Annotated in this window: 14 protein-coding genes; 9 read left to right on the plus strand and 5 right to left on the minus strand. The window is 49.8% G+C overall.

Annotated elements, in window-relative coordinates; translation table 11 throughout:
• The first annotated feature begins 374 nt into the window (after positions 1 to 374).
• Positions 375 to 4,265, plus strand: a complete 3,891-nt coding sequence (gene purL / locus TOLA_RS03265; protein WP_012728860.1) for a phosphoribosylformylglycinamidine synthase — start codon at positions 375 to 377, stop codon at positions 4,263 to 4,265.
• Between the two features lie 99 nt (positions 4,266 to 4,364).
• Here purL and TOLA_RS03270 read toward each other — a convergent pair whose 3' ends face one another.
• Together TOLA_RS03270 and TOLA_RS03275 are read right to left on the minus strand one after the other, a co-directional pair.
• Positions 4,365 to 4,859: an NlpC/P60 family protein gene (locus tag TOLA_RS03270; protein ID WP_012728861.1), complete on the minus strand. Its 495-nt coding sequence runs from the start codon at positions 4,857 to 4,859 to the stop codon at positions 4,365 to 4,367.
• Complete coding sequence (locus tag TOLA_RS03275) at positions 4,856 to 5,413, minus strand: YceB family lipoprotein (protein ID WP_012728862.1); 558 nt, start codon at positions 5,411 to 5,413, stop codon at positions 4,856 to 4,858. Before TOLA_RS03275 ends, TOLA_RS03270 begins: the two co-directional genes overlap by 4 nt.
• Positions 5,414 to 5,501: 88 nt before the next feature.
• Here TOLA_RS03275 and cls point away from each other — a divergent pair, with 88 nt between their 5' ends.
• From cls to TOLA_RS03290, 3 genes are all read left to right on the plus strand, one after another.
• On the plus strand, positions 5,502 to 6,977 hold the full coding sequence (gene cls / locus TOLA_RS03280) for a cardiolipin synthase (protein ID WP_148210407.1): 1,476 nt from the start codon (positions 5,502 to 5,504) through the stop codon (positions 6,975 to 6,977).
• Positions 6,978 to 7,037: 60 nt separating this feature from the next.
• On the plus strand, positions 7,038 to 8,444 hold the full coding sequence (locus TOLA_RS03285) for a DUF945 family protein (RefSeq protein ID WP_012728864.1): 1,407 nt from the start codon (positions 7,038 to 7,040) through the stop codon (positions 8,442 to 8,444).
• 100 nt (positions 8,445 to 8,544) lie between these two features.
• The gene (locus tag TOLA_RS03290) at positions 8,545 to 9,855 is read left to right on the plus strand and encodes a DUF945 family protein (RefSeq protein WP_012728865.1); all 1,311 of its coding nucleotides are present in this window, start codon (positions 8,545 to 8,547) and stop codon (positions 9,853 to 9,855) included.
• A 50-nt stretch (positions 9,856 to 9,905) separates the two neighbouring features.
• Here TOLA_RS03290 and purU read toward each other — a convergent pair whose 3' ends face one another.
• The gene (gene purU / locus TOLA_RS03295; RefSeq protein WP_012728866.1) at positions 9,906 to 10,742 is read right to left on the minus strand and encodes a formyltetrahydrofolate deformylase; all 837 of its coding nucleotides are present in this window, start codon (positions 10,740 to 10,742) and stop codon (positions 9,906 to 9,908) included.
• Positions 10,743 to 10,927: 185 nt separating this feature from the next.
• Between purU and TOLA_RS03300 the strand changes: the two genes are divergently transcribed.
• The gene (locus tag TOLA_RS03300) at positions 10,928 to 11,530 is read left to right on the plus strand and encodes a DUF4202 domain-containing protein (protein WP_012728867.1); all 603 of its coding nucleotides are present in this window, start codon (positions 10,928 to 10,930) and stop codon (positions 11,528 to 11,530) included.
• Positions 11,531 to 11,597: 67 nt separating this feature from the next.
• The gene (locus TOLA_RS03305) at positions 11,598 to 12,071 is read left to right on the plus strand and encodes an LEA/WHy family protein (protein WP_012728868.1); all 474 of its coding nucleotides are present in this window, start codon (positions 11,598 to 11,600) and stop codon (positions 12,069 to 12,071) included.
• 81 nt (positions 12,072 to 12,152) lie between these two features.
• On the opposite strand, the gene TOLA_RS03310 is transcribed toward TOLA_RS03305, so the two are convergent.
• Together TOLA_RS03310 and TOLA_RS03315 are read right to left on the minus strand one after the other, a co-directional pair.
• On the minus strand, positions 12,153 to 12,614 hold the full coding sequence (locus tag TOLA_RS03310) for a hypothetical protein (RefSeq protein ID WP_012728869.1): 462 nt from the start codon (positions 12,612 to 12,614) through the stop codon (positions 12,153 to 12,155).
• A gap of 102 nt (positions 12,615 to 12,716) precedes the next feature.
• Positions 12,717 to 13,640: a 2-hydroxyacid dehydrogenase gene (locus TOLA_RS03315; RefSeq protein ID WP_012728870.1), complete on the minus strand. Its 924-nt coding sequence runs from the start codon at positions 13,638 to 13,640 to the stop codon at positions 12,717 to 12,719.
• A gap of 153 nt (positions 13,641 to 13,793) precedes the next feature.
• Between TOLA_RS03315 and TOLA_RS03320 the strand changes: the two genes are divergently transcribed.
• Genes TOLA_RS03320 through TOLA_RS03330 form a run of 3 tightly spaced genes read left to right on the plus strand, consistent with a single transcriptional unit; the run spans position 13,794 to position 17,543 of the window.
• Entirely contained in the window at positions 13,794 to 15,140 is a 1,347-nt protein-coding gene (locus TOLA_RS03320; protein WP_012728871.1) for a TackOD1 domain-containing metal-binding protein, read from the plus strand.
• Positions 15,137 to 16,468 carry a glycosyltransferase family 2 protein gene (locus TOLA_RS03325; RefSeq protein ID WP_012728872.1) on the plus strand — a complete coding sequence of 444 codons (1,332 nt, stop codon included), beginning with the start codon at positions 15,137 to 15,139 and terminating at the stop codon, positions 16,466 to 16,468. The genes TOLA_RS03320 and TOLA_RS03325 overlap by 4 nt, the downstream gene beginning before the upstream one ends.
• 1 nt (position 16,469) lies before the next feature.
• Positions 16,470 to 17,543 (plus strand): HlyD family secretion protein, encoded by a 1,074-nt coding sequence (locus tag TOLA_RS03330; RefSeq protein ID WP_012728873.1) that lies wholly within the window; start codon positions 16,470 to 16,472, stop codon positions 17,541 to 17,543.
• Positions 17,544 to 17,561: the final 18 nt, after the last annotated feature.

The raw sequence follows: 17,561 nt of genomic DNA on the forward strand, positions 1-17,561 counted from the left end.
ACTTGTTCGCAGATCAGAAAGAACGAACGGTGGCGGTGTAATGTCTTCCGGTGCCGGGCAATACGGGCTACGAGACGTCTAACGCCGCTGTGCAGTCTTGGAGTTTTACGTAAACGAATTCTTCGTCTGGTTAACATAGGGCTTCCCCCTCTTTCATTGTTGTCTTGTTGTTATTTGATTAGTGATAACACATCCAATATGTGAATGAAAAGAGAAAAGCGCAGCTTGTTACATCGTTTAAGTGGCGATCTGACATTTAATCGTGTTGTTCCGTGACAGAACGCTGCTTTTCGGTCGACAGAAACCCACCCGCCTTCCTATAATACGCCAACTGCAATTTCCCCCCTCTATTACTTAGTGAGAGAACTGGCAACATGGAAATCTTACGAGGTGCGCCTGCGCTATCCGAGTTTCGTATCAGCAAATTGAAGGATGCATTTGCTGAAAAATCCTTACCTGTGCATGATGTTTATGCTGAATATATGCACTTTGCCGATGTCTCGGCCCCCCTTGCGGAGGCGGAACGGGTAATACTGGAAAAATTGTTAACGTATGGTCCGACCATCGCGGAACACACACCAACAGGTTTGTTAGTTCTGGTTACTCCCCGCCCTGGCACCATCTCCCCCTGGTCATCCAAAGCAACAAACATTGCGCATAACTGCGGTCTGAAGCAAATCAACCGTCTGGAACGTGGTATCGCCTACTATGTTACTGCGGATGCATTGACTGCAGAACAGCAAAAAACTATCGCTGCGCTGTTGCATGACCGGATGATGGAAACTGTGTTTGCCGAGCTGGATGCGGCAACTGCACTGTTTGCACATCATGAACCTCGTCAGCTGACTACGGTTGATGTACTGACTGGTGGCCGTGATGCGTTGGTGAAAGCCAACATTGAGCTGGGTCTGGCACTGGCAGAAGATGAAATTGACTATCTGCTGGAAAGCTTCAAAAAACTTGGTCGTAACCCGAACGATATCGAGTTGTATATGTTCGCGCAGGCTAACTCTGAGCACTGCCGTCATAAGATTTTTAATGCCGACTGGACCATCGACGGTGAGAAGCAAAATAAATCACTGTTCAAGATGATCAAAAATACCTTCGAACAACATGGCGATTACGTGCTGTCTGCTTATAAAGACAACGCGGCTGTGATGGAAGGTAGCGAAGCGGGTCGTTTCTTCCCGAGCCCGGAAACCGGCGAATATCAATATCATCAGGAACCGATCCACATCCTGATGAAAGTGGAAACGCATAACCATCCAACCGCGATTTCTCCGTTCCCGGGTGCTGCTACCGGTTCCGGTGGTGAAATCCGTGATGAAGGCGCAACCGGTCGTGGTTCCAAGCCAAAAGCAGGTCTGAGTGGTTTCACTGTTTCTAACCTGCAGATCCCGGGTCATCATCAGCCGTGGGAAACGGATTTCGGCAAGCCAAGCCGTATCGTCAGCGCACTGGACATCATGCTTGATGGTCCACTGGGCAGTGCCGCTTTCAATAACGAATTCGGTCGTCCGAATATTCTGGGTTACTTCCGTACCTATGAAGAAAAAGTGCCAAGCCATAACGGAGAAGAGATCCGTGGCTATCACAAGCCAATCATGCTGGCGGGTGGTTTAGGCAACATTCGTGGCGAGCACGTGCAGAAAGGCGAAATTTCTGTTGGTGCGAAACTGGTAGTACTGGGCGGCCCGGCGATGAACATCGGTCTGGGTGGCGGTGCTGCGTCCTCGATGACTTCCGGTCAATCTGCTGAAGATCTGGATTTTGCTTCTGTACAACGTGAAAACCCTGAAATGGAACGCCGTTGTCAGGAAGTGATCGATCGTTGCTGGCAGATGGGTGAACACAACCCAATCCTGTTTATCCACGACGTGGGTGCAGGTGGTCTGTCGAATGCGATGCCTGAACTGGTGAATGACGGTGGCCGTGGCGGTAACTTCTCGCTGCGCGCGATCCCGAATGATGAACCGGGCATGACGCCACTGGAGATCTGGTGTAACGAATCGCAGGAACGTTATGTTCTGGCTGTGGCTGCTGATCAGCTGCCGCTGTTTGAAGAGTTGTGCCGTCGTGAACGTGCTCAGTATGCCGTGATTGGTGAAGCAACCGAAGCACCGCATCTGACGTTGCATGACAGCCATTTCGACAACAATCCGATTGATATGCCACTGGATGTATTGCTGGGTAAAGCACCTAAAATGCATCGTGATGTGACGACTCAGCAGGCACAGGGTAAAGCGCTGGATCTTTCCGGCGTGACGGTACAGGATGCGGCTGAACGTATTCTGCGCCTGCCGACAGTGGCGGAAAAAACTTTCCTGATCACCATTGGTGACCGTACCGTAACCGGTCTGGTAACCCGTGATCAGATGGTTGGCCCTTGGCAGATCCCGGTAGCGGATTGTGCGGTGACTGCCGCTTCTTACGACACCTATGCCGGTGAAGCGATGTCAATGGGTGAACGTTCTCCGCTGGCGTTGCTGGACCATGCCGCTTCTGGCCGTATGGCGGTTGCTGAGTCACTGACCAACATTGCCTCTGCACAAATTGGTGAACTGAAACGCGTCAAGCTGTCCGCTAACTGGATGGCTGCAGCAGGTCACCCAGGTGAAGATGCCGGTTTGTATGCCGCCGTGAAAGCGGTGGGCGAAGAACTGTGTCCTGAGCTGGAGCTGACTGTACCGGTCGGTAAAGACTCTATGTCGATGAAGACCCGCTGGCAGCAGGGTAATGAGCAGAGAGAGGTCATTGCACCGCTGTCGCTGATCATTACTGCCTTTGCCCGTGTGGATGACGTACGTAATACCGTGACCCCACAGCTGCGCACTGACAAAGGTGAAACCGACCTGATCTTTATCGATCTGGGTAACGGTAAGAACCGTCTGGGTGCTTCCTGTCTGGCTCAGGTTTACAAGCAACTGGGTGACAAAGCGCCGGATGTGGATTGTCCTGCTCAGCTGAAAGGCTTCTTCAATGCGATGCAGGCACTGGTTGCTGAACGCAAGCTGCTGGCTTACCACGACCGTTCTGACGGTGGTCTGTTTGTGACTCTGGCTGAAATGGCGTTTACCGGTAAAACCGGTATCAGCGTACAACTGGATCAGTTGGCTTCTGATGATTTGGCTGTGCTGTTTAACGAAGAGCTGGGTGCTGTCATTCAGGTTACCCGTGCAGACAAAGAAGCCGTGCTGAATACGCTGGCGGGTCATGGTCTGGCGGCAAACTCTTTCGTGATCGGTACGCTGAACCAGAAAGACACACTGTGCTTTGTCCGTAATGATCACATCGTGATGTCTGAACCGCGTGTTCACTTCCGTAAGATCTGGGCGGAAACCACGCATCTGATGCAACGTATGCGTGATAACCCAGCCTGTGCTGACACTGAACATCAGGCGAAACTGGATGTGAATGATCCGGGTCTGAACGTGAAACTGACTTTCGATCTGAATCAGGATGTGGCTGCACCGTTTATCGCGAAACGTGCTTATCCGAAAGTAGCTATTCTGCGTGAGCAGGGTGTGAACTCGCAAAGCGAAATGGCGGCGGCATTTGACCGTGCCGGTTTCAGTGCGATTGACGTGCACATGAGTGACATTCTGGAAGGTCGTCTTGATCTGGCTGAATTCCAGGGTCTGGCTGCCTGTGGTGGTTTCTCTTACGGTGACGTACTGGGTGCTGGTGAAGGCTGGGCGAAGTCTGTCCTGTTCAACAGCCGTGCACGTGATGCGTTCCAGAGCTTCTTCCATCGCAATGACACCTTTGCACTGGGGATCTGTAACGGTTGCCAGATGATGTCTAACCTGCATGATCTGATCCCGGGCGCTGAGCTGTGGCCTCGTTTTGTACGTAACGAATCCGAACGTTTTGAAGCGCGTTTCAGTCTGGTGGAAGTTCAGCCTTCACCTTCGGTATTCTTCCAGGGTATGGCCGGTTCACGTATGCCGATCGCGGTTTCTCATGGCGAAGGCCGTGTTGAACTGCGCGATGCGGATCACCTGTCTGCATTGCAGAACAGTGGTACTGTTGCGGTGAAGTTTGTCGATCACTACGGTGTGCCGACTGAACGTTATCCGCTGAACCCGAACGGTTCACCTGCGGGTATTACTGGTCTGACCACGACAGATGGCCGCGTGACGATCATGATGCCGCATCCGGAGCGTGTAATGCGTACCGTTGCGAACTCATGGCATCCAGACGAATGGGGTGAAAACAGCCCATGGTTACGTATGTTCCGTAACGCACGTGTGTTTATCGGGTAATCCGTATATCCACGCCAGGAAAAAGCCGCTCTTTTGGAGCGGCTTTTTTTTCGTTTGAAAATCACCGCCTGAGAAGGGAGGCAGTGATCGTTTTTATCACTACTGAGCCAGGCGGCGGGCCTGCCAGTAATAGCGTTGCCAGTACGGCTGGTTCAGATCGGAAATCATCACCCCTTTGCTGGTTGATGCATGCAGGAATTTATTTTTTTCCACCATTACCCCGACATGACGGGTTCGTTTCCCGATATGAAAAAAGACCAGATCACCGGGGCGCAACTGACGGGTGGAAATGGAACGTCCGAGCTGTGCCTGACTGCCGGTATCCCGCGGCAGCTGCATGGCGAACTGTTCACGAAAAGTGAGCTGAACAAAACCAGAACAATCAACCCCCCAACGACTTTCCCCGCCATCCCGGTAGGGAACACCTTTCCATTCCTGATATTGCTCATACAGTGCTGAGCGTGCATAGGCCGGGTCGCTCAGTCCGGATGAGTAAGGTTCGGATATCTGACTCTGACAACCTGCCAGCAGCAACGCGGACAACATCAGCCAGAGCAGCAGAAACGGTGCCGGAGGGTGGTGCGGTGGATTCATTCAACTGATCCTGCGTTATCGGTGTGGAGTCGTAATTTGCCCGGCAGAAGTTCAAACCGGGTGACATGCTGTTTCAGCCAGAGCTGTTCCTTATCCTGAGTATTAAGCTGATAGGCTGGCTGTTGTTCTAACCGGCTTTGTAATCCCTGCACCAGATAGCCAACCAGGGGGGCAAACTGTTGCTGAACTTCTGCTGGTTTAATTTCATAGCTGGTCAGTGTGAAATTGTCGAGATAGATAGCACCATTTTGTAAATGATATCGTGGCTTTGCCTCAAAATCGGCACGTATCGTTCCATCTACTGCCGGTTTACCGGGTAAACTAAGAGTAAAGCGGCCATTACCCTGCACCTGGGCCATCCCGGCTTTTTGCCGGCCAAGACGAACTTGCATGGTGTCGATATTGACATCGACATCAAACAGGCCAGGCAGGCCATATTGCTGTTCATATTTGGCTTTTTGATTTACATACCGGGTAAGTTCTTGTTCTGTAATATCGATAGGGCCGCCGGTCTGGCTGCTGAGGGACAGAGTCAAAAGAAGAGCATGCAACATGATATCGCCTTATAAAATAACTTAAGTGCGGGCTCATCATAGCATTCGTTGCACGTCATACCAGAGCGGGAAATATAAGGATAATTAAATGCGGCCACAGATGACCTTGCTGGATGTGTTGTATAACTTATTCGGTTTTCTGGTGTTTGGTTTTTATGCCTTGCTGGTCGTTGGTGTCGTGCTCCGGGTTATCATGAAACGACGTCCGATCGGTGTCTCGCTGGCCTGGCTGGCACTCATTCTGGCGATACCGGTCGTGGGGGTCTCCGCCTACCTGATCCTGGGAGAGATACGCTTAGGCCGGCGCAGGGCTAAGCTGGCTCAGGCTATGTACCGCCCTTATATCAGCTGGCTGCAGAATCTGGTCGCTGGTTTCCCGCATCAGCCGGTCATTCCGTCACCTAAAGCGAATCCTCTGGTTGCGTTGATTCAGTCCCGGCTTGGGATGCCACTGCTGGGCGGCAATCGTGTCACCTTACTTTCAGAGCCGGAAACGATACTGGATCAGCTGATAGCGGATATTCAGCAGGCAACGATCTCCTGTTATCTGGAATTCTATATCTGGCAGGAAGGCGGACGTGCTGATGCGGTGGCAGAGGCACTGATCCAGGCTGTACGGCGCGGGGTAGATTGCCGGATTTTGCTGGATTCAGTCGGGAGTGCCGAATTTTTCGATACCGGCTGGCCGCGACGTTTGCGTGATGCCGGTGTCAGGATTGTGGAAGTGTTACCAGTAAAAACATGGCGGATGCCGCTGCATCGCCAGGATCTGCGTATGCACCGCAAGCTGGTGATTATTGATGAGCAGATTGCTTATACCGGTTCAATGAATCTGGTGGATCCGGAACTGTTTAAACAGTCCAGCGGTGTCGGGCAATGGATCGATGTCATGGTCCGTGTGATGGGGCCTGTCGTCTCGGTTATGTGGTCTCTGTTTGTGCGTGACTGGGAAATGGAAACGGGTGAACGGTTGCTGGATGCCCGGCCGCATGAGCCTGAATACTGGGTTGAGAAAGGGCATCATGTGCAACTGATACCGTCGGGCCCTTTTGTCGGCGGGGATTGTATCCAGCAGATCCTGCTGCAGGCGATCTATCAGGCTGAACACAGTCTGGTTCTGACCACGCCTTATTTTGTGCCGGATGATCCGCTGGTGGCTGCATTGCAGTCTGCTGCGGCCCGCGGAGTTTTAGTGCAGCTGATTATTCCTGAGCGTAATGATTCCCGTATGGTCAGTTTTGCCTGTAATGCATTTCTGGAGGAATTACTCGCCGCGGGTGTCGAAATATACCGTTTTCGTAAAGGGTTATTGCATACCAAAAGTGTGCTGGTAGATGATGAGATCGCTCTGATTGGCACCGTAAATCTTGATCGTCGTAGCCTGTGGCTTAATTTTGAATCAACTTTATTGATAGATGATTACTCATTTGCAACTATGCTAAAAGGGCTGCAACAGGATTATATTCAACAAGGAAAACGGCTGCGTCTGACGGAGTGGCGTGAGCGGTCATGGATACAACGTATGCTGGAAAATGTTTTCTATTTATTTAGTCCGCTGCTGTGATATTTGCGGGGCTGTGAGAGAGACTGGGATCGTGGAAAAAATAAAAAGAGGGATCACTTCATGAGTTCAAAAATTATACTTACCGTTGTGGGGGTGGCTGTCGCCGGATGCGTAGCGGCGGCGGCATCCAGCTGGTATACCGCTCAGAAACTGGATGAATATGTTCAGGCCGGTGTTGAGCACATCAACCGCAGTCATGTGATGCGTGCCAGCTGGTATCCGAAATCATCGCTGCCGTTTTCCCGTGGTGGCGTCTTGCATCTGGTCGTCCTCAATGAGCAAATGCAGGAAAATCTGAAAGCCGGACCGGTGGATAGTGGTGATCCTGAATCGTTGCAGCGAGTGCAGGAACAGATGGCCGAGCCACTGCCAGAAGAAAAACAGAAACCGCTGGATCTGTTCATTAATGTTTCCAACAGCATGTTTCCGTTCATTGTCAAAGGTGAAGCCACGCTGGATATGTCCCGTGGTACCGCAAGTGAATTAGTGCAACGGAAGGCGGTTCCGGTTTCATTACCTATTTCGATGACCTGGATATACAAAGCCTATAATCAGGATTTTAATCTGCAGCTTAGTATGGATCGCTGGTCTGTCACACAGCCGGAACAGAACGTAAATGTGGGGGCTGCCGAAGTATCGCTGGATGGCGACATGCGTGAAGAGCTGGAGCTCAATTATGCCTGGGAGGGGGTAACCGCCACCAGTAAACAGCCGGGACAGAGTGAGCTGGAGATCATGCCGCTGGATGGCATTGCATTGTTACGTAATTTTTCCGGCATCTGGATTTCGCCGGAGGGGCATATGCAGCTGAATGGCATACGTTCTTCTGGTGCCGATGGTAAAGTAGAAATGGGACAGTTACGGTTTGATACCGTTATGGATGAATCACCTTCCGAAACTGGCATCACGCTGAACATGAAGCAACGGATTTCGCTGTCCAAGCTTTATCTTGATACGCAGCAGGAACGCTTCAATATTGATGATTTTTCGCTGGGACTGAATTTTTCCGGATTGAACAAGCAGGGGATGGAAGAACTTGCTCAGCTGGCTCAGGCCGAAACCCCGGATTTTATTAAAATGATGGCGAGTCTCAATAAGATCACGACCAAAACGATGCGGCTTGAACTTGCCCCGAGCAGTATGAAGCTCAATAACGGGATGGTCACCGCCAGCGGTAAACTGGAGTCACTGCCGTTTGAAGTCGAACAGCTGATGCGGGCCAGTGCAGCGGATACGCCCAATCCGCTCAGATATATGCTGCAGGGTGATTTGACTATTGCGGCTGAGTCGAAGGCCGTACTTGCCTTGCCGGCAGAGATGCGCCAGCAGTTGGCCACATACCAGCAGCAGGGATTTATCAGCACAGCCAGTACCGGCCTGAGCAGTAATATGCAGTTACGCGGCGGGGAACTGACGGCTAACGGTCAGGTTATCCCGTTGCAAGACCTCCGGACTCAGAGTGAATAACTTTCAGACTTTAGTCTCAATGTCATAGCTTTGTAATATCACTCCTTTATGGTGCTGCCGGGCAAGAGTTGTCTGGCTCTGCATCATAAAGGAAGTGCACATGCATAAATACCTCAAATGGATGTTTCTGCCGGTTGGCGGCGCTCTGTTATTCCTGCTGGCAATGACCTGGTTTACGGGCTATCAGGTTGATCGCCGGTTAGCTGATTGGTTGGTGAGTGCCGGTAAAACGCCAGGCATTGCGACCAGCTGGTTTGATCAGGAAAAGAGTCTTTTCACACGCAAGGCGGAGCTGCATCTGCTGATTGCCGAACCCGCGCAGTTACTCACTATTTCCCCCTCTCTGAACGGCGATAATCAGCTCCGGAACTGGTTACAACAACAGGGTACTCTGGAGTTGTATATCGAATTGCAGCATTCGATTTTCCCTGGTTTTATTCAGGGGAAAGCCCGTATCAATATGCAACGCGGCTCGTTTGCTAATCTTCCTGAAAAACTGAATATTCCTCATGATATCTATTGGAAAATTAACAGCTATACCGGTGATATCGTTGCCGGCCTGAATATGGAGCAGTGGAACTGGTTGCGTGATGAACAGACTTGGCTGGTTTCTCCGCTGAATATACAGGCAAAGCTCTCCGGCACAGAACAGATCGATCTTGCTGTGGTATGGCAGGGCATGGAATGGCGCGACGACAGAAACAGCGAGCAAGGCAAGCTGTCGAATCTGACACTGGAAAGCAAACTGACGGTCAATGATGGCCTGTGGCTGATGCCGCAGGCAAAACTGGATCTGGAACAGCTGGAGTTACGTCAGCCCGATCGTCAGTTGCAGCTGAAACAGTGGCACTGGCTGGCGGATATCCGGGAAAATCGTGATGGCCTGCTGAGTGTGGTTGATGTGAATAGTCACTCGGATATTCAAAGCCTGTCTTATAGCAGCCCGCAGAATGATTATCAGCTCAGTGAGCTTAAAACCGGGTTTGCCCTGGGGGGCGTTAACCGCGAGGGGGTTGAAGCTTTACTGATGAATTCAGGGCTGGATGCAGACAATATCGCGAAGTGGAAAGCCGGACTTAATCTGATTACCCGCAGTGGTGTTCATTTTCGGTTAGACCCCTTTAATCTGCAACTGAATCGCCAGCCGGTTAAAATTCATGGCGAATTGACGACCCGGCCATTTGATATTTCGCAGGTGCATGAGGTGGCGTCGATGCGCTCGCTGCTGCAGGGTGATCTATCGGTAGAAATAGCGCAGACACTGGCGCAGCAGTTTACTTCCGTTGCCGGTACATTGCCGGATTTACTCTCTGACGGGTATCTGGAACAGGATATGGCAGGGCATATCTCAACGAAGATCCGCATGGTAAACGGTAAGCTGTCAGCGAATGGGGTAGCAGTGCCTTATTGATCGGGAGCTGCAGAAACAAAACGGCGGAGCTTGAACTCCGCCGTTGTTTTTTATTTGAAGACGACAGTCCGGTTACCGTAAACAAAGACACGTTCTTCGGATACGGATGTTAATGCCTGATTCAGCACGGAACGTTCACCATCACGACCGGCTTTCGCCATATCTTCAGCGGAGAAGTTGTGGTCAACCCGGATCACGCCTTGTTCAATGATCGGACCTTCATCCAGATCATTCGTTACAAAGTGGGCGGTTGCCCCGATGATTTTCACACCCCGATCAAATGCCTGCTGGTAAGGACGGGCACCGATAAAGGCTGGCAGGAATGAGTGATGGATGTTGATGATACGGTATGGGTATGACGCCACAAAACCGGGTGTCAGTACGCGCATATATTTAGCCAGCACGACATATTCCGGTGCATATTCGTCAATAATGACGCGCATTTTGGCTTCATGTTCTTCACGGCTCAGACCTTCGTGGCCGACGTGATGGAACGGAATATTGAATTTGCCGGTCAGGTCGGCCAGCACATTGTAGTTACCAATGACTGCAACCACATCAAGGTTCAGCGCGCCTTCGTAACATTTCATCAGAATGTCACCCAGGCAATGAGCCTCTTTGGTCACCATGATCACGACACGTTTTTTACCGGCCGGAACTAAACGGCGTTTGGAACCCGGTGGCAGAGCATCGTCCAGATCTCCCAGCAACGTTTCGTCATTAAAACGTCCTTCGAGCTCTGTACGCATGAAGAAACGTCCTTCCACATGATCCACGAACTCGTCGTTTTTAATGATGTTCAGCTGGTGCTTGTAGCAGATATAAGTAATTTTTGCGATCAGACCCTGAGCATCAGGGCAGTCAGTCAGAAGGATCTTACGTTTCATCCCCGGGTATTCCTTGGAAAAGGGTCGCGACCAATAATGGCGCAATACTATGCCATAAAACGATCGGCATATCAGCGAAAAATCCCGTAATCATCCGGAATTCATCGGGCGCATGTGCCGGTAGGTGAAGTAAACAAGATACGTTATTATTTAGATGGGTTCTTATAGTTGGATGAGAGGCTATTATGTCTGCTGAAATGAATACGGATTTACGGTTTAAGCGCACTATCGCCGCCTTTGATCAGGCCAATGCGCATGATCCGCGTCAGGAATCAGACGAAAACGGTCAGACCGTTGCTTACGAAGTCTTATATGCCAGCCGTATGAGCCGGATGTTGCAGGCGTTTTGTCCGCAGGCATCAGAAGCATTACAGCTGGCAGCCCGCAGTCAGCATATCGAACGCTGGAGCTTGCCCCGTGATCACTATTCGCTCGATCGCAAAGGGTATCTGCAATGGCGCAGCGATCTGAAATTACGCCATGCTGCCCGGGCAACCGAAATCATGCTGGCGGAAGGGTATGACTCCGCGATGTGTGAACGGGTGGCGGCATTACTGAAAAAAGAGAAGATGAAAAGCGATGAGGAGAGCCAGACACTGGAAGATGTGATTTGTCTGGTTTTCCTGCAGTATTATTTCGCTGAATTTACCAAGGCGCATGATGAAGCCAAACTGATTGATATTCTGCAGAAAACCTGGCGTAAAATGTCAGATGCAGGTCACGAGGCAGCGCTGAGTTTGCCGTTGCCGGATGAGCAGAAAGCGCTGGTCGCAAAAGCACTGGCATGACGGGTGTGACAGTCAGGCCGGGATGTTGTAAACAAAAAAACAAAGTTGTAATAACAGGAGTAGTGGTATGTTGAAGTGGTGCCGATATGTGCTGGCCGGAGTAGCGTTAACGCTTGCGGGCTGTGCCGCATTGCAGCCGAAACTGGAAACGCCGACCGTGGCAGTGAATTCAGTGAAGGTACTGCCGGGGCAGGGGCTGAATATGCGTTTTCTGATTGGTCTGCATGTACAGAACCCGAATGCGATCCCACTGCCGATCCGTGGTGTGAATTACACCGTGGCCTTGTCTGGTCAGCAGGTGGTATCCGGTAACAGCCAGAATCAGCCGACTATTCCGGCTCATGGCGAGCAGGATGTGGAAATCGAAGCAGTGGCTGATCTGATGAATGGACTGTCGCTGGCCAATGCTCTGCTGAGCAATCCGCTGCAGCAGGAAGTGCCGTATGCGGTGAAAGCATCGGTCGATGTTGGCGCTTTCCTGCCAAACATTCCTGTGTGGAAGAATGGTACGGTTAACCTGGCCACCGGTGCTATTCGTTAATTTCTGCTTAATTTGCTGCCCGGACAAGAACACGTCCGGGCAGCGTCTTAGCCATTAATCAACATGGCTATCGGCAGAATATCAGCAGTATTCGCCTTCAATCAGAAACTCATCAATAGTATCGGCAAATTCAGGCCATAACTCTTCCGGCACCGCCGCTTCAGGATCATCTTCGTTATCACCGTAGTCGTTCCAGAAATAGCTGCGCAGTGCGTTGGCAAACTCGTCATCGATTTCTGCCAGTTGTGCCAGTGTGCCGAACCAGACAATGCGACGCAGGCTGTCGGTGAGATCGTTTAACTGTTCTGCCAGAACGGTGTCATCGTGACTTTGTTCTATCAGCAGCTCAAAGCGTTCCCGGGCACTTTCAGCCTGCTCTTCATCCAGTTCACCGGCATCTGCCAGCAGATAGATATATTCATTCAGTAAATATTCGATCAGGTCATCGCGGCTATGAAACCAATGCCACTGGCTACCTCTGTTACCCAGCAATGAAGCGTCAAATGAGCTGTCAACGTGGCAAATTGCCCATTGATTTTCCATCTTGTTTTCTCCGGTAAATAGGGTCGGGGGGATTGGTGCAATCAGACTACGGTGGAATATAAAGTATTTTCACCGTGGTCTCTATGCTGTTGTCCTGCTGGATCAGTATCCGCGGTGGCGATCGACTTTGCCTGCCACCGGATTTCCGCTGGCCAGTGCCTGCATATTGGCGGCAATTTGTGCCACCGCTTCTCCGGGGATGGTATCCGCGGCGACATGGGGTGTGATCAGTACGGACGGATGCTGCCAGAATGGATGCGCTGCCGGTAACGGCTCTTCCGCAAACACATCCAGCAGCACAAAGCGCAGATGCTGCTGATTCAGTAAATCAAGCAGGGCATCCTGATCGATCAGTGTACCGCGTCCGGCATTGATCAGCGCGGCATCTTTGGGCAGTAAGGCCAGACGCTGTGCATTCAGCAGGTGCTGTGTTTCAGTGGTGGAAGGCAAGACACTGAACAGGACATCGGTTTCCTGCAGCAAAGCATCCAGCGCGGCACAACCATGCACACAACGGACATTGTCGATCGTTCTTGGTTGCCGGCTCCAGCCGCTGACCGGATAACCCAGTTGCGCCAGATTCTGCGCGACCTGCATACCCAGCTGACCCAGCCCCAGAATGGTGACCCGGGTGTCTTTCGCCAGACGGGTGGGTTGTGGCTGCCAGACTCCGGCCTGCTGCTGCCGGCGATAAATATCCATCTGCCGCTGATAGTGCAGCAAACCATAGAGCGCATATTCGGTCATCTGCTGTGCCATACCGGCATCGGTCAGCCGGATAATAGTGACATGTTCCGGGATGTCATCCCGTTGCAGAAATTTATCTACTCCTGCACCCAGCGTAAAAATAACCTGCAGATTAGGAAAGCGACGGAAGAAATTGACCGGTGGTTTCCAGGCAACGACATGTGTCACCGCTTCGGCATTGATCTCTTGTGGCCAGCAGGCAATTGACCAATCAGGCAGCGCTTCTTGCAGCAGATGGTGATAATGATCCTGTTGCTCAGGAGAGTAGAGATAGAGCATGGACTGATCCTCATGATCGGGTAATCAATTGAATTATAAAAACATAACCATCACGACAGTTTCATTCATGATTTTACATATTTAATGTATTCCTAATGACCTTTATTGATATATTTAATGGTTTCTTAAATCTATCTTTTATATTAGGTGAAAATGAAGTTGTTTCTGCTGGGACGTCAGACGTCAAATCCTATTCTGAATCGCTTGCCGGCTATGTCTCATCTCTCTTCATTACCTGATGCAGTTGATGAGCCATCTTGCTTCATCCTCAATCTGGATGATCCGGCGCAGCAGGATCAGTTATTAGTACAGATCAGGAAGCACCCCCGCTGGTTTGCTTTTCCGGTTTTCACCGTTCAGCCAAGTCAGCTGTCTGCGTATTTATCGGATGGCAATATCCCGGATGATCTCCAGATCAGGATAGAACAATTTGCACAGCGATATCAGATATTAAAGGTTGATCCGGAAAAGGGGATCACCGAACGTTTACTGACCTATCTCTGGCTATGGCAGGGGCGTTCGCTGAGTGCCAAACCACACCCTGAGAGTGCCCGGCTATATGATTATCCGCTGGCCGCGCTCTGGGTTGATCAGGATAACGAACTGTTCCCCTGGCTCCATTCGCTGGAACGTGAAGGACTCATCGAAGGAGCGACGCTGGTTGATCGGGTTCGTTATTGTTCTGTTTGTCACAGCGGCCATCTGAATTATGTCGAATCCTGCCCGGAGTGCGGGAGTATTGATGTGGCGGCTGAATCGGCCTTGCATTGTTTTGCTTGCGGGCATGTTGCTACTCAGGCTGATTTTTTACACGCCGGGCATCTTTCCTGTCCTAATTGCCTGAGTCAGTTGCGGCATATTGGTGTGGATTATGATCGTCCGCTGGAAAACTATCGCTGCCATAGTTGTGATGCGTTATTTACAGATGGTGTCGTGAAGGTCCGCTGTCTGGAAGGCGGGCATGAGCAAACACCTGAACAGTTGATTATGCGTGCCATCCGGCATTACAAGCTGACAGACAGTGGTGTGATGTATATGCGTAATGGTGCGCTGCGGAATCTGATCCCGGAATGGGTTGGCGGTCACGTCGCAGAAGAACATTTTTACTGGTTATTGCTATGGCAAAACAAACTTGCGTTACGTCATCGGAACTCGCATCTGGTCGCAGCACTTCGTTTTACGGAGTTAGGTGCTGTGATTTATCAACTTGGCGAGGCAGAAGCCATCACCCGTATTGATGCACTGACTCAGCGTTTGCAGTCGGTAATGCGGCACACGGATGTTTGTTGTCACTACCGGGATGATGTGTTGCTGTTCTTTTTACCCAATACACCGGCGGATCACGAGAGTGTGATTACAAATAAACTCAAATCATTAGGTGAAGAGCAGATAACGCATAATCTGCAGCTTGATTTCAGACTGCGTGCTTTGCCTGATCCACAGTTAGATGATGATGCGGCAATCTGGATCCAGCAGTTACTCGGGGAATTTACTTCGTGAGTGATCAGCTGCTGATCATCAGTTATTTTTTTCTGCAGTTTAAACATACGTTATTATCGGATCTTTCGGCTGTTGCGTTATTTCTGCCGATGTTTCTGATATTTGATGTGCCGCTGAGTCTGATGGTGCTATTGGGCATAGGCCGCTGGTTCTGGCGTAAACATCATGAGCAGGAAAAACCGTATTACAGTCCGCTGGTTACCTGTGGCGTCACCTGTTACAGCGAAGGTGAAGATATAAAAAAGACCATTCTGACCCTGTGCGAACAGGTATACAGTGGTCATATTGAAATTATTGTTGTGATTGATGGCGCCAGCATTAATAAATCCACCTATCAGGCCGCTTTAGAATGCCGGGAGATCGTGGCGCGTTATGCTCGCCGGAAGTTAATCATTTTACCGAAATGGCAGCGTGGGGGACGGGTTTCGTCGTCGAATGCGGCGTTGAATATTGCGAAAGGCGAGTTGTTTTTCGCTTTAGATGCGGACACTTCATTTGATAATGATACGGTCAGTCAGATAGTACAGGAATTTACCGATCCTAATGTTCCTGCTGTTGGCGGTTCATTACGGGTCAGAAATGACAACGTAAGTCTGGTTTCCCGTATGCAGGCTCTGGAATATATGATTTCACTGCAGGGAGCCAAAACCGGGCTGGCGGAATGGAATGTAATCAATAGTATTTCAGGTGCTTTTGGTGCATTTCGTACGAAATTTGTTCGGCAAATCGGTGGATGGGATACGCATTCGGGCGAAGATTTGGATATTACGTTACGTATCAAGCAGTATATGGCCAGACACCCCGATTTAAGAATTCCTTTTGCAGCGCATGCCATGGGCTATACGGATGTGCCAACTACGGTTAAGTCTTTGTTTATGCAGAGAATTCGCTGGGATGGCGATCTCTATTTTCTTTATCTCCGAAAACATAAGCAGGGGCTTTCTCCCCGGTTATTAGGTTGGAGAAATTATATCTCGACTGTGTTATATGGTGTTGTTCAGAATATTCTTCTGCCATATCTGGTCGTTTTTTATACCATATGGGTTTTCTTTAATTATCCTGCACAGGTCGTGTGTGCCGGATTTGCCATTCAGTATTTATGTTATTTGTTTTTTACTGTATTACATTTTATGGTTTTTTTGATCGCTGTTTCCAAGCACCCGACAAAAGATATCCATTATTTTAAATGGTTACCATTTTATCCGATATACGGTTTTATTATGCGCATAGTGAATGCTATTGCTGTATTAAATGAACAAATTCGACGTAGTCATGAAGAAAGTAACATGGCACCGTGGTGGGTGTTGAAAAGAGGAAAACGTTTCTGATATGAAAATTAAATTTCATCTCGATAAGCAAAAAAATCCTGCACAGCATGGCGGTGTAAAAATCAATTATGGTGCGGGAAAACGAATAGCATTTCGTTTGCGCTGGTATCTGATTTTGTTCTTAATTATAAGTCCGGTGCTTATTTTTGTCTGGTATATCACCAAAGACAAAGTAATTGTGGAGTCACCTGGTTTGCTGACCACTGAACCACTAAAAATTCAGGCGAGTCAGGATGCTGTTATTTCGGCGGTAAATATCAAACAAGGCCAACCGGCGAAACAGGGTAATATCCTTATTGCTTTGGATAAACCCGTTCTGCAGGCAGAAATAAAGCAACTGGAAAATAATATTTCGTTATTGGAAAAAACATTAACCGGGGACTGGGTAAAACAGGAAACGTTGTTGAAACAGAAAATTGATATTGCTGCTGCGGATCTGAAAGAAAAAAGTACTTTGTATCAAAAATACATGAGTTTTAATCAGAACGGATTGTTGCAGTTAGAACAATGGGCCAATGTTAGTCAGCTGAAGATGAATGCCGAATTGTTATTGCTGGAAAGTAACCGCAATCTGTACGCCCTGAATCAGGATAAGATCAGCGGTAGTGCGGCGCAGTATCTGAATGAGCTCAAATTACGTTTACAACTTCTGAAAGCCAGACAATCGGAGTTGCAGGTTGTAGCCCCGATGGATGGAGAGGTAAAAGATGTACTGGTACAGCGGGGGATGACGGTCCGTAGCGGTGAACCGTTAATGTTGTATGCCATTCGTTCTCAACCTGTAGTGGTCGCCTATTTAACCCCCTCTGACGGGCAATTTTCCGGTATCGGACAACAGGCCACAGTGACATTGCCCGGCGGTGAAACGATAGCGGCGACGGTGAGTGAACCCACTAAAATTACCGAGCGGGTACCGGCACAACTGGCTGGCCCGTTTGATAACAACAAAGCAGCATTAAAAGTAGTGTTAAAACTGGAGCACATGCCGGTACAGGTTATTGAAGGCTTATCGGTATCGGTTCGTTTTCATTACACCAGAAACAATGTCTGGTCGCATATCCGCAATATATTCTGATGAGATGGCCGGATAATT

Source organism: Tolumonas auensis DSM 9187 (genome assembly GCF_000023065.1).
Lineage (GTDB): Bacteria > Pseudomonadota > Gammaproteobacteria > Enterobacterales > Aeromonadaceae > Tolumonas > Tolumonas auensis.

Excerpts from the sequence above, each read along its gene's own strand:
- TOLA_RS03310 (WP_012728869.1), bottom strand. The coding sequence starts at position 12,614 with ATGGAAAATCAATGGGCAATTTGCCACGTTGACAGCTCATTTGACGCT.
- purU (WP_012728866.1), bottom strand. The coding sequence starts at position 10,742 with ATGAAACGTAAGATCCTTCTGACTGACTGCCCTGATGCTCAGGGTCTG.
- TOLA_RS03300 (WP_012728867.1), top strand. The coding sequence starts at position 10,928 with ATGTCTGCTGAAATGAATACGGATTTACGGTTTAAGCGCACTATCGCC.
- TOLA_RS03315 (WP_012728870.1), bottom strand. The coding sequence starts at position 13,640 with ATGCTCTATCTCTACTCTCCTGAGCAACAGGATCATTATCACCATCTG.
- TOLA_RS03270 (WP_012728861.1), bottom strand. The coding sequence starts at position 4,859 with ATGAATCCACCGCACCACCCTCCGGCACCGTTTCTGCTGCTCTGGCTG.
- TOLA_RS03305 (WP_012728868.1), top strand. The coding sequence starts at position 11,598 with ATGTTGAAGTGGTGCCGATATGTGCTGGCCGGAGTAGCGTTAACGCTT.
- TOLA_RS03275 (WP_012728862.1), bottom strand. The coding sequence starts at position 5,413 with ATGTTGCATGCTCTTCTTTTGACTCTGTCCCTCAGCAGCCAGACCGGC.
- purL (WP_012728860.1), top strand. The coding sequence starts at position 375 with ATGGAAATCTTACGAGGTGCGCCTGCGCTATCCGAGTTTCGTATCAGC.
- TOLA_RS03285 (WP_012728864.1), top strand. The coding sequence starts at position 7,038 with ATGAGTTCAAAAATTATACTTACCGTTGTGGGGGTGGCTGTCGCCGGA.
- TOLA_RS03330 (WP_012728873.1), top strand. The coding sequence starts at position 16,470 with ATGAAAATTAAATTTCATCTCGATAAGCAAAAAAATCCTGCACAGCAT.
- cls (WP_148210407.1), top strand. The coding sequence starts at position 5,502 with ATGCGGCCACAGATGACCTTGCTGGATGTGTTGTATAACTTATTCGGT.
- TOLA_RS03290 (WP_012728865.1), top strand. The coding sequence starts at position 8,545 with ATGCATAAATACCTCAAATGGATGTTTCTGCCGGTTGGCGGCGCTCTG.
- TOLA_RS03320 (WP_012728871.1), top strand. The coding sequence starts at position 13,794 with ATGAAGTTGTTTCTGCTGGGACGTCAGACGTCAAATCCTATTCTGAAT.